Annotated in this window: 11 protein-coding genes; 3 read left to right on the top strand and 8 right to left on the bottom strand. The window is 68.8% G+C overall.

Features of this window, described 5'->3' with window-relative positions; all coding sequences use genetic code 11:
* Window positions 1-123: 123 nt before the first annotated feature.
* Window positions 124-3540: an aminotransferase class I/II-fold pyridoxal phosphate-dependent enzyme gene (locus tag ACWGIC_RS43085; RefSeq protein ID WP_452081726.1), complete on the bottom strand. Its 3417-nt coding sequence runs from the start codon at window positions 3538-3540 to the stop codon at window positions 124-126.
* Window positions 3541-3647: 107 nt separating this feature from the next.
* The gene (locus ACWGIC_RS43080) at window positions 3648-4589 is read right to left on the bottom strand and encodes an NAD-dependent epimerase/dehydratase family protein (protein WP_452081725.1); all 942 of its coding nucleotides are present in this window, start codon (window positions 4587-4589) and stop codon (window positions 3648-3650) included.
* Between the two features lie 253 nt (window positions 4590-4842).
* Here ACWGIC_RS43080 and ACWGIC_RS43075 point away from each other — a divergent pair, with 253 nt between their 5' ends.
* Window positions 4843-5973: an MAB_1171c family putative transporter gene (locus ACWGIC_RS43075; RefSeq protein ID WP_452081724.1), complete on the top strand. Its 1131-nt coding sequence runs from the start codon at window positions 4843-4845 to the stop codon at window positions 5971-5973.
* On the opposite strand, the gene ACWGIC_RS43070 is transcribed toward ACWGIC_RS43075, so the two are convergent.
* From ACWGIC_RS43070 to ACWGIC_RS43050, 5 genes are all read right to left on the bottom strand, one after another.
* On the bottom strand, window positions 5955-6587 hold the full coding sequence (locus ACWGIC_RS43070; protein WP_452081723.1) for a DUF998 domain-containing protein: 633 nt from the start codon (window positions 6585-6587) through the stop codon (window positions 5955-5957). The two genes, ACWGIC_RS43075 and ACWGIC_RS43070, sit on opposite strands and share 19 nt — an antisense overlap.
* 81 nt (window positions 6588-6668) lie before the next feature.
* Entirely contained in the window at window positions 6669-6977 is a 309-nt protein-coding gene (gene trxA / locus ACWGIC_RS43065; protein ID WP_452081722.1) for a thioredoxin, read from the bottom strand.
* Window positions 6974-7372 (bottom strand): MerR family transcriptional regulator, encoded by a 399-nt coding sequence (locus tag ACWGIC_RS43060; protein ID WP_452081721.1) that lies wholly within the window; start codon window positions 7370-7372, stop codon window positions 6974-6976. The genes trxA and ACWGIC_RS43060 overlap by 4 nt, the downstream gene beginning before the upstream one ends.
* Before the next feature lie 29 nt (window positions 7373-7401).
* Window positions 7402-8601: an FAD-dependent monooxygenase gene (locus ACWGIC_RS43055; protein WP_452081720.1), complete on the bottom strand. Its 1200-nt coding sequence runs from the start codon at window positions 8599-8601 to the stop codon at window positions 7402-7404.
* 84 nt (window positions 8602-8685) lie between these two features.
* Window positions 8686-9141 (bottom strand): MarR family winged helix-turn-helix transcriptional regulator, encoded by a 456-nt coding sequence (locus ACWGIC_RS43050; protein WP_452081719.1) that lies wholly within the window; start codon window positions 9139-9141, stop codon window positions 8686-8688.
* Between the two features lie 55 nt (window positions 9142-9196).
* Here ACWGIC_RS43050 and ACWGIC_RS43045 point away from each other — a divergent pair, with 55 nt between their 5' ends.
* Complete coding sequence (locus ACWGIC_RS43045) at window positions 9197-10012, top strand: class I SAM-dependent methyltransferase (protein ID WP_452081718.1); 816 nt, start codon at window positions 9197-9199, stop codon at window positions 10010-10012.
* Window positions 10013-10091: 79 nt separating this feature from the next.
* Window positions 10092-11579: an alpha/beta hydrolase gene (locus ACWGIC_RS43040; RefSeq protein WP_452081717.1), complete on the top strand. Its 1488-nt coding sequence runs from the start codon at window positions 10092-10094 to the stop codon at window positions 11577-11579.
* Between the two features lie 59 nt (window positions 11580-11638).
* Here the strand turns inward: ACWGIC_RS43040 and ACWGIC_RS43035 are convergent, their stop codons facing one another.
* Entirely contained in the window at window positions 11639-12046 is a 408-nt protein-coding gene (locus ACWGIC_RS43035; RefSeq protein WP_452081716.1) for a hypothetical protein, read from the bottom strand.
* Window positions 12047-12139: the final 93 nt, after the last annotated feature.

Raw genomic sequence — 12139 nt, 5'->3', positions numbered from 1 at the left:
GTGCTTGTCAAGGCATCTTTCCCGCCTTGACAAGCACCCCCGAACCGTCAGCACACTGGGCTTCGGGGTGCCCCGCCCACCCAAAGCAATGTCGCCGCCAGGCGACGAGCCGCCCCCGTCAGCTCAAGCCCGCAACCCAGCCAACACCTCCCCCACAGTCCCCACCGCATACCGCAACTGATCCTCCCGATGCTCACTGGTGATAAAGAACCGCAACCGAGCCTGCGCTTCCTCCACCGCCGGATAGAGAATCGGATCCACCACGATCCCCCGCTCGTACAACGCCGTAGCCAACCTCAACGTCATATCCGACTGCCCCACCACACAAGGCACGATCGGCGTATCCCCAGCCGACCCGGTCGCCAACCCAGCCTCCCCGGCCAACCTCAAAAACAACCGGGAATTCTCCCGCAACCGCACCAACCGCTCCGGCTCCTCCCGCAAAACCCGCAACGCCGCAAGGGAAGCAGCCGCATTAGCCGGAGTAATCCCCACGCTGTAAACAAAACCCGGCAACGAATACCGCAACCACCGCACCACCCGCGCCGACCCCGCGAGATACCCCCCGCACCCGGCCAGGGACTTCGACAACGTCCCCATCCAAAGATCCACCCCGGAACGATCAACCGCGAAATGGTCGCCGACCCCAGCCCCGCGAGGCCCCATCGTCCCGATACTGTGCGCCTCGTCCACCATCAGCAACGCCCCATAGCGCCGCTTAAGCTCAATCAGCCGAGGCAAATCAGCGACATCACCGTCCATGCTGTACACGCCCTCGACCACAATCAGCACCCGCCGAAACCGCGACCGAGACCGCCGCAGCACATCCTCCAGCCGCGCCATGTCGTTGTGCGGAAACGGCTGCCGAGTAGCCCCCGACAACGCACAGCCCTGCAAAATACTGTCGTGCGCCAGCGAATCATGCACGATCAGATCGCCCGGCCCGACCAGATGCCCGACCGCCCCGACATTCGTCGCGTGCCCGCTGACCAGCACCAGACTGTCCTCGACCCCGAGGAACGCGGCAAGCTCAGTCTCCAAATCCTGCGACAGATCCCGATCCCCGGCGAGCAACCGGCTGCCGGACACAGAAGTCCCGTACCGCTCGACAGCCTCGTGCACCGCCGCGGTCACCGCCGGATGCCCCGCCAGGCCAAGATAGTTGTAGCTGGAGAAGGACAAATACTCCCGCCCGGACACCGACGTCGTGGCATCCATCCGCCCCTGATGCTTGCGGAAGTACGGATTCGGCACGCCGAGATCATCGAACTCCTTCAGCCGCGCCTCGATCGCCGCGGCCTCCGGAAACTCCTCGATCGCCGCGCTCGCCGGATCCCACTCCGGAGCCGGAACAGCCGGTGCCGGAACAGCCGGAGCGGCAGGTGCAGGAGCGGCAGGCACCGAAACCGTTGCCGGAGCGATCATCCCGGCCACCGCACCCACCGTCAGCGCACCCGACTGCTCGACCTCCAGCGGCAACCCCGGGAACCGCTTGCGCAGCCGGCCTTCCAGCTCGGTGAGCATCAGCGAGTCGAACCCAAGATCGTCCACCAGCAACTGCCCGGCGTACAACTCGCTGACCGGAAACGCCGTCGTCCGCGCGACTTCTTCGAGCACGACTGCCAGCACGTCCCGCGCGGACGTCTTGTCCTCCGGCTCCTCGACCGGTGCCGCGGTGGCGCCGAGCGGTTCCAGCGTCTGCGCTTTGGCGAGCTTCGCGTCGTCCACCACCCAGTGCCGACGCGGGCTGAGCGGGCTCGGCGGCAGCGTGCAGCGCGGCAGGCCGTCCGCGGCCGGTCGCAGCCCCGCGCCGGTCACCGCGCGCGGAGCCAGCTCGGCCGGGGCACCGTCCTCGACCGGCTCCTCCCCGGGTGACACGACGCCAGCGAACACGCCCGGAACCAGCTCTCCGCCTTGCCCGGACTCAAGCGCGACTGACGCGGCGACAAGCTTGGCGGCCGCGTCTGCGACGTCCTGCGCGGCCACCGCGAGCCGCTCCGGGAAGAAGGTCCGGCGAGCGAGTGTGCCCGCGACCGCGGCCAGCGGAGGGTTCTCGCTGGCGAGGGTCTCGGCCACTTCCCGGGCGTGCCGGGCGAGCCCGGCCCGGTCCCGCGCGGTGAGCAGCAGCAGCCGGGGCGTCTCGGCGGGCGCGGTTTCCTGCGCCGCCTCCTCGACGACCACGTGCACGTTCGAGCCGCCGAAACCGAACGCGCTCACCCCGGCCCGGCGCGGTCCGTCGCTGTCCCACGGCGTGAGCTGGCCGGCCACCTGGAGCCCGGCGTCGTGCAGCGGCAGATGATCAGCCGCTTCGAAATCCGGCTGCGGCAGAATTTGTCCCTTGTGGACGGATAGAATGGACTTGATCAGCCCGGCGATTCCGGCGGTGCCAAGGGAATGCCCGACCACCGACTTCGCCGCGCCGAGATACGCCGGGTTTTCCGCGCCGCGGCGCAGTTCGGTCAGCGCGCTGATCTCCACGTCGTCGCCGACCGCGGTCGCGGTGCCGTGCGCCTCCAGGAAGCCGACCGACGCCGGGTCGACGCCCGCGTCCCGGTAGGCCCGCCGCAACGCCAGCAGCTGGCCGGATTCCTGCGGCATCATGCCGCCCTTGACCGTGCCGTCGTTGGACAGCCCGACGCCGCGGATCACCGCGTACACCCGGTCCCCGGCCGCCCGCGCGTCTGCGAGCGGGCGCAGCACCAGCACGCCGGCCCCCTCGCCGAGCACGAATCCGTCGGCCCGGCGGTCGAACGGACGGCATTCGCCGGTGCGCGAGATCGCGCCGATCCGGCACAGGCCCACGAACAGGTCCGGGGCCAGGATCAGCTGCGCGCCGCCGGCGACGGCGATCCGGCACCGGCCCGCGCGCAGCGCGAACACCGCGTTCGCCACTGCGGTGAGCCCGCCGGAGCAGGCCGAATCGAGCGCGTAGCTCTCGCCGTGCAGGTCGAAGACGTTGCTGATCGAACTCGGCCCCATGTTGAGCAGCAGGCCGGCCATCGCGGTGGCGTGCAGCCCGCTGACCGCGGACGCCGCCTCGGCCATCGCCGGATCGCCCGCCCGGCCGAATTCGCCGCCGATCAGCTGTTTCAGCCGCAGGTGCAGCGTGCTCATGTCGCGGTAGCCGCTGTCGCTGAGCGACATGATCACCGACGTGTCGTCGCGGTCGAACCCCCCGGCTTCCCACCCCGCGTCCTGCAGCGCCTCGCGGGTCAGGTCGACCAGCAGCCGGTGCTGCGGGTCGAGCGATTTGGCCCGCCGCGGCGGGATCTTGTAGTGCCCGGCGTCGAAGTCCCCGACGTCGTCGAGCAGCGCCATGCGGTCGGAGTACGCCGCCGCGCTGTCCCGGAAATCGTCATGGTAGAACGCTTCGCGCCGCCACCGCGAATCCGGCACTCGCCGAAACTGCGGTTTGGGCTCGCTCAGCAGATCCCAGTACTCGTTGACGTTGCGCGCCCCCGGAAAACGGCATCCCATTCCGACAACGGCGATGTCCTGGCTATTTTCGGATTCTTCCCACCCAGATCTTGCAGACCCCATGGCATGACTTCCTCGTGCCGATCCCCACCCAGTCGACACCGAGATTGCCCGTCCTTACCCAGTTTTTCAAGGGCATTGGGCAATGTGCGGAGGAATGCACAGACAACTCAACTCACGGTAGCCAGGCGATCACGCCACCAGGCCACGGTCTCGGCGGCCTGAGCTTTCTCCGGGGTCGGCACAATACCGAAAAATTCCTGTGCGGCACGGGAATCGAGCACGTACGGGCGGTCGAACTGGTAGCGGACCTCCTGCAGCTCGCGCAGCATCGGCGAAACGAGCGCGGCCGCCTTCAGTAACATCGGGGAAAGGCGTTGCACAGGCACCGGAGCCACTCCGGCCGCCTCGCACAGCAGCGCCACCATGACCCGGGCGGACCGCGGCGGTCCAGTCGGCACATGCCACGACTTGCCCCACGCCTTTTCTTCTCCCGCCGCCGCGACCAGCGTGCGCGCGACATCGGAAATGTACGTCCAACTGTGCGAGGCGTCCGGATCGCCGAGCACCTGCACCTTCCGTCCTTGCAGAACGTTCGGCACTACGCGAGCCGCGAGATGGCCGCCGTCGGTCACTCCGGGACCGAAGAAATCGGAAGCGCGCACCTCGACCATGCGGATACGCCCTTCGTCGTGCAAGGCGTGCAGTTGTTCGGACAGCAAAGCCCGGATCCGGCCCTTGGTCCCGGTGGCCGCGAGCGGCAGATTCTCGGTGAGCGGAGCGTCGACCGGACCATAGCCGTACAGATTTCCCAGCGAAACCAGCAGCGCGTCGTTCGCTTCGGCCGCCGCGCAGATCGAGGCCTGCAGCGGCGGCCAATCGGTCGCCCATCGGTGATACGGCGGGCTCGCGCAGCTGTAGATCGCTGTCGCGCCCCTGGTCGCTTCGGCGAGCGCGGCCTGGTCGGAGGCGTCGAGCGCGACGTGCTCCAGCCCCGGTTCGTTCTCTCGGGGCGAACGGCCGATCACCCGGACTCGCTCTCCTCGTCCGGCCAGCAGCCGGGCGGTGGCCGCCCCCGCCGGTCCGAACCCGAGCACCACCTGAAGACCCATGGCGACACCCTAGCGAGCAGCGCATCCGGCCGCGGCCGTTCACGCAATGGCCACCCGTCGTTCACCGGACGGAGTCCCGAGCAGCCCGCCGACCCCCGAGATCCAATCGGAATTACCCCAGGCCAGGACCAGTTTTCCGGCCCTAGTTCAGTCCGTTGCGGTGGTGTATGGTCGCCGATCGTGGACAATTCCGCCAAGGCTGCCCCGCACACTGTTCCGCCCGCCGGGCACTGACCGCATTCCGGGGGCGCGAGTGAACACCCTGAAGATCATTTTATTCTCGCTGTCGGCGATCTCCTCGTACGCGGCCTTGCTGTACAAGCTTTTCTCGATGCGCCGCTCGTGGCGCGACCCGGCCTACATCGTGCTGATGACGACGCTGATCCTGCAGTGCGTCACCTTCACTCTCGGCGCGGTCTCGCTCAGCATCGGTTCGCTGTTCGGGATCCCCAACCTGGCTATTTTGATCTTGCACCTGGCCGCGGTCGCGTACTGCATCAGCGCGCAGCTCCTGCTCATGCTCTGGGCGAATCCGCCCGCGGAGATCCGCACTCAGATCCGGGCGTGGATCGGCTCCGGCGCGGTGCTGTTCGTGGTGCTCACCGTGCTGTTCTTCATCGGCAACAAACCGGGCACCCCGGGCACCGCCTTCGCGGTGGGCAGCAGCGACCCGGTGATCCTCACCTATCTGCTGCTGTTCATCATTTCGCAGGCGGTGCCGTGCGTGACGATCTACCTGCAGTGCCTGCCGTACGCCCGGAGCACGTCGAGGGTGTGGCTGCGCCGGACGCTGCGGACGCTCGCGGTCGGCGCGGTCGTGCTGTTCCTCTACTGCGCCACGCGCGCGGTGAACATCGTGAGCCCGGTACTCGGCTGGCACCTCGGCACGTGGGCGATCCTGCCGTCGGTGTTCAGCGCGCTGGGCATCGTGATCGTCTCGTTCGGGCTGACCATGCCGTCGTGGGGCGAGCACGTGTCGTCGGTCGCGCGGTGGCAGCGCAATTACCGGTCTTATCGCGCGCTTTATCCGTTGTGGCATTCGCTGTACGAATCCTCGCCGGGCATCGCGCTCGAACCGCCCGCCGCGGGCGAGACGGACCGGCGCTGGTCGGACCTGCACTACCGGCTGCACCGCCGGGTGATCGAGATCCGCGACGGCTGGCGCGCGCTGCGGCCGTACATGGACCGCGCCGACACCCCGGACGGCGACCAGGCGATGGCCGAGGCCCGCAAGATCCGTCAGGCACTGGAGGCGAAGACGTCCGGCGTCGCCCCGGCGGAAAGCCAGGACAACGGCGCGTTCGACGACCACGACGCGAAGACCTTCGCCGCCGAGGTCGCCTGGCTCACTCAGGTCTCGGAGGCTTACGCCAAACTCGGCTGAGGCTGGTCGGCCAGCAACGTCTGCCCTTTCGTCAGCCAGGCGAAACCGAACGCGAAGACCGCGAGCGACTCCAGCCAGAGCGTCGGATGCAGGGCCGCGGTGGCGGCGCTGAAGAACAGGCCGTTGACCACGATCAGCACCAGGCACGCGAGCATCACGATGCCGCACACCCGGTAGACGACGTTGCGTGAACGTTTGCGCTTGGTCGGCGCGCCGTCGTCCTTGGTAAACAAGAAGAGGCAGAAGAACGCCAGCGTGAGGAAGAAGATCGCGGCGAACACCAGGTGCGCGACGCCGATCGCGTGCTCGGTGGGCGTCGGCGAGACTGGCTGGGTCGGGAACAGCGCGACGCCGATGCCGGCCACCGCCGCGACGTTGGCCGCGATGTCGTCGACGCGGCCGTAACCGCGATAGGCGATCAGGAAGACGCCGATCGCGCACAGCGTGCCGACGAAGACGTTCCGGAGATCGCTGTAGTAATAGCCGCTGAGGGAGCCGAGCAGGCCGCCGCCCTCCAGCAGTTCCTTGCCGACGATCACGACGATCGGCAGCAGGATCCCGAGTACCCCGATGGCGCGGCGAAGGAACAGGTAAGAGCGCACGAAAGCGGTCATGGCACGGCCTTCCCGAAAGTCGTGCACTCTTTGTACCTGCTCCGTCACCGGGCCACCGGGCAAACGGGGAAGGCCACCGGTTCAGCCCAGCACACTGTCCAGTTCGGCGAGCAGTTTCGCCTTCGGCCGGGCGCCGACGAACGACGCCACCGGGGCGCCGTCGCGGAACAGCATCAGCGTCGGCAGCGCCATCACCTGGTAGGCGCGCATGCTTTCGGGGTTCTCGTCGGTGTTGATTTCGCGCACGGTGAGGCCGGGCCGTTCCGCGGAGATCTCGGCGAGCACCGGCGCGATCATCCGGCACGGCGGGCACCAGTCGGCGGTGAAGTCGACCAGGACGGGCTGGTCGTGCTCCAGGACGTCGGCGGCGAAGGTGGCGTCGGTGGTCATCGGGACTCCTCAAGTTCGGAAAGGGCAGTGCACGGGTCAGCCGGGCGCGCGGTGGCGGCGGCGAGCTTGTCGAGCAGGGCGGAGCGGACCGCGGCGAGGTCGCGCATGCAGGCTTCGACCTCTTCCAGCTTCCGCCGGTACACCTCGACCGAAGCCGGACACGCGTCGCCCGCGTCGTGCCCGGTGCGGAGACAGTCGACGAACGGACGGGTGTCGTCGAGGCTGAACCCGACCGTGCGCAGGGTCTGGATTTCCTTGACCAGGCGCAGGTGGTCCTCGTCGTACTCGCGATAGCCGTTCGCCGCGCGCGCCGCGGGGAGCAGGCCCTGCGCCTCGTAGAAGCGCAGGGCCCGCGTGGTGGTCCCGGCCCGTTGAGCTAGTTCGCCGATCCGCATGTCTTCGACGCTAAACCTTGACGCCAGCGTCAAGGCAAGGCGTGCGCGCGAGGCTGCGGGTATTCGCGGAACTTGACCGCGTTCGCCGCCCGGCTGCCCATGTACTCGAAGACGCGGCGGCCGATCGGGCCGCACAGCGAGCGGTACATCCGGTTGCGCTTGCGCAGCTTCTCCGCGGTAGCCGGGACCAGGAAGTCTCCCGAACCGGCACCGTTGCGCTGCCCGACGCGGGCGGGTTTGCGCAGCCGCTGCTCGTAGCGGGCGAACGCGGTCGCGTGGTCGCCGCCGGCCGCGGCGAGTTCCCCGGCCAGCACCTGCGCGCCCATCATCGCGAGGCCGGTGCCGGATCCGCCCGGCCCGGCGCACCAGGCGGCGTCGCCGAGCAGCACGACCCGGCCGCGGGACCAGCTGTCGAGCTTGATCTGGCCGACGGTGTCGAAGTACAGGTCGGGTGCGTCGGCGACGGCGGTCAACAGCTGCGGGAGTTCCCATCCGGCGTCGGCGAAGACCTCCGTGACGATGTCCTTCTGCCGGGCCAGATCCGGACGGCCGTACCCGTCCGGGTCGCCGCGGAAGGTGAGCCCGACCGTGACGGTCGCCGGGTCGCGGTGGCTGGTGACGATCGCGCCGAGGCCGGGTTCGTTGTAAAGGAGGCCGCTGTGGTCGAGGCGGAGGTGGTTGGGCGCGGTGAACCCGGCGACGTGGTAGCCGAGGTCGGTGCGGAACTTGGCCTCCGGGCCGAACGCGGCGGTCCGCACGCCGGAGTGGATGCCGTCCGCGCCGACGACGAGGTCGAACCGGCGCGGGGCACCGTGGCGGAAGGTGACGTCGACGCCGTCGGCGGTCTCGGTGAGCGAGGTGACGCGATCGCCGAAGACGTACTCGGTGTAGCCCTTGGTGTGGTCGTAGAGGATGCGGGCGAGGTCGCCGCGAAGGACTTCCAGCTCGCCGTTGGTGAACCCGCTCGGCAAGGTGAACGCGGGCTGTCCGGACGGGTCGAGCTGCACCTGCTCGCGCAGCGCGGTCTCGTGCTCCCGCAGGTCGTCGAGCAGCCCCATCGCTTCGACGAGCTTCATCTGCTCGCCGCGGAAGTCGACGGCCTGCCCGCCCGGCCGCAGCTGCGGCGCGGCCTCGACGACGGTCACCGAATAGCCGTAACGGTGCAGCCAGTAGGCGGCGGACGGACCCGCGACGCTGGCGCCGGACACGAGAACGGTCTTGCTGGTCATCTCTGCTCCCCTGGATCGGTAGGCGATGCGGCAAGACTGCGGCGCACCGCTTACCGCGCCCGCACGGAGCGCTGACGGCCTCGATCAGTCCTGCGCCAGCCGGGCGAGCATCCGGGAGAAGACGCGGCCGAGCAGCTCCAGCTCGGGGCCGCTGACCTGGTCGAAGAAATACCGGCGCACGAGTTCGCCGTGCTGCCGCTGCGCGGCCGCGACCGCCGCCCGTCCGGCGTCGGTGAGCCGGACGTTCGCCCCGCGCGCGTCCTCGGTGCAGTTCTCCCGCACCACCAGCCCGCGTTTGCACATCCGGCTCACGTGATGCGACAACCTGCTGCGGTCCCATTCGACGGTCGCGCCGAGTTCCCGCATCCGCAGCACGCCCTCCGGCTCGTTCACGAGCGGGACGAGAAGGGCGTAATCGGCCCCGGAGATCCCGGCGTCGCGCTCCAGCTGCCGGTCGAGCACACTTCCCAGCGCCCGTTGCACGCGCTGGTAGGAACACCAGACCTCGGCCTCGCGCCGATCGGGAGCCACGTCCGCCATCCGGTGATTCTACAAAGGGCGGGCGGGGTTTCGCGCCGGTGCGTAAGTTGGGAGAGTGACCGAGTTCGGGCGAGAAACCTTCTTTCGTGCCTTCCACGCAAGCCATCCGGCGGTTACCTCTCGCACGTTCGGCGGCGGACGTTGCGCGGACGGGCGGTCGAGTTACGAACTTCTCCGCGACGAGATCGCCGGGACCGGACGCGTGCTCGATCTCGCTTGCGGCGACGGATTTCTGCTCGACCTGCTCGCCGCGGCAGGGCACCAGGCGACCGGAATTGACGTATCGACAGCAGATCTGGTGCTCGCCAAGCAGCGTCCGGCAGCGGTGGTGGAAGGACGGGCGCAGCAACTGCCGTTCGCGAACAGCGCGTTCGATTCCTGCGTGTCGCACATGGCGTTCATGCTGATGTCCGAAATCGACCAGGTGGCTGCGGAACTGGCGCGCGTGCTGCGGCCGGGCGGGCAGCTGTCGCTCGTCCTCGGCGGCGGGGCCGCCGGAGGCGAGGCGTACGCACTGTTCGGCAAGCTGTTGCGGGAAATCCTCGCCGACGTCCCGGTCGAACAGCAGCTTCCCCGGCTCGGCGACAAGCGCGCCCGTGATCAGGCCGGAGTGGACGAAATCCTCGCGCCTGCCGGGTTCGCTCCCGTTCAGTGGCGCACCGAGGCGATCGACCTCAGCGGAACACTCGATCAGGTCTGGGATTTCGTCTCGGCCGTCTACAACCTCTTCCCGCTCGGCGAATCGGCTTCCCAGGCGCTGAAAACCGCGTTTTTCGCCGAGGCACCAGGGCTTTCCGGCCCCGATGGGCTGATTCCGCTTGTCTTCCAGGTGCACCTGGCCACCACCCGAACAGTCCACAAAGGACACTAGCCCGCCCTAGTGGCACCCGTCACCTTCTGGCAAGATCGAGGGCTCGGACGTCTCCAGTTCACGCCGAAGGGGCAGGGCATTGGGTCTGGGCAGGAAACTGACCGCCGTCGCCGGCGCGGTCACCGCGGCGACGGCATTGTTCACCGCGGCGCCGGCGAGCGCCGCGGCACCGGCGGCGATCGACTGGAAACCCTGCCCCACCGGGCAAGGGGCCGAATGCGGCAAGCTCACCGTGCCGCTCGACTGGGACCGCCCCGGCGACGGCACGATCCAGCTGGCGCTCGCGCGGCGCAAGGCCACCGATCCCGCGCACCGGATCGGTTCGGTGCTGATGGATCCCGGCGGGCCGGGCGGCGCGGGAGCGGGCGAGGTGCAGAGCGGCTGGTCGCTGTCGCCGAAGGTCGCCGCGCGGTTCGACACGGTCGGCTTCGATCCGCGCGGGGTCGGGGAAAGCACCGCGATCCAGTGCGGGCTCGACGAGCTCACCGCGAAAAACCCGGTCCTGCCGAAGGATTCCGCCGAATTCCAGCAGTTGCTGGCGTACAACCGCGCCCTCGGGCAAAGCTGCGAGCGGATCACCGGGCCGCTCGCCACCCGCTCCGACACCCGCAGCGTGGTGCGCGACATGGACGCGATCCGCGCCGCGCTCGGCGACCGGAAGCTCACCTATTACGGCGTTTCCTACGGCACGCTGATGGGTCAGCAGTACGCCGAGGCGTACCCGGACCGGGTGCGCGCGCTCGTGCTCGACAGCAACATGGACCATTCCATCCGCGGCGCCTGGGAGTTCCTGAAGACGGAAACCCAGGCCACGCAAGAGTTGTTCGACCAGTTCTCCGACTGGTGCGACCGGACGACGTCGTGCGCGCTGCACGGCCAGGACGTCAGCGCGGTGATGGCGGACCTCTACGCCCGCGCCGAACGCGGCGGCCTCGGCACGCCGGACGACAAGCTCGACCCGATGGCGCTCGTCGGGCTCGTCTCGCAGAACTTCTACGGCCCCACCTGGGACAAGCTCGCGAAGAGCATGGTCAACCTGCGCGACGGGAAGCCCGCCGAGGCGTCGTTCGCGAAGAACGAGATCCCCATCCCGAACCCGTTCAACAGCATCTTCTGCTCGGACTGGCGGCTGCCGGTCACCAGCTACCCGCAGCTCGACAGCTACCGCCGTGCGCTCGCCAGGATCTCGCCTGACCTGCACTTCTCGCCGCTGGGCTGGAACGCGGCGGCCGGCTGCGCCAACTGGCCGGGGCCGGTGCGCAACCCGCAGCATCCGCTGTCCATCCGGTCCGGCGTGCCGATGCTGATGCTGAACAGCCGGTACGACCCGGCCACGCCGTACAGCTGGGCGGTGCGCGCGGCGCAGCAGTCCGGCGCGCCGCTGCTCACCTACGAGGGCTGGGGCCACGCCGCGTACTTCAAGAAGAGCCAGTGCGTCATCGACGCCGCCGACTCGTTCCTGATCGACGGCACGGATCCGGGCCGGGGCAAGCGTTGCCCGGCCGTCGAACCGGGTGTCCAGTCCAGGATGGACGGTGTGCGGCCGCCGGTCACGCAGCTGTACTGAGACAAGGAAAGCGGGGCCCTGATCGGATCAGGGCCCCGCTTTTCCGGGGGTGCGGCGGCTCAGTAGTCGTCACGCCCGGTGAACTGCTGTTCCAGCAGCTCGGCCGAACCGGCGACGAGTTCGAGCGGATCGGTGAACTCGTTGAGGTCGAGGTTCAGCAACGGCAGCGAATGCCGCAGCACGAGATGCTCGCCCATCACCACGAGCCCGCCGACGACCAGCGTCTGGCCTACCTCGGTCAGCACGGTGAGCAGATCCACCTCGTCCACGCGGGCGAACGGGGTCGCGATCTGCACCCAGTCCTCGCGCTGGTCGAAAATCTCCCGGGCGATCACCACGACCTGCGCCCGCCCCGTCGTTTCCGCGTCGTCGCCGAACAGGACCCGGATCCGGATTTCGCCCGGGTCGTCCCGGATCACCCGGTAGGTCTGCCTGATGAAGGCGACCAGGTCATTCCACTGCGCCACGCGCTTTCCTCCCGTTGGTAGGCAACGAAGATCAGCGTAGCGGGACCCGGCCGTCCGTGAAGGGCTCCTTGAGGGAATCAGATTCCCTCAAGG

The sequence above is a fragment of the Amycolatopsis sp. NPDC054798 genome (genome assembly GCF_053611505.1).
The sequence above is the reverse complement of the archived record's forward strand: the minus strand, read 5'-3'. Positions and strand labels throughout refer to the sequence as shown.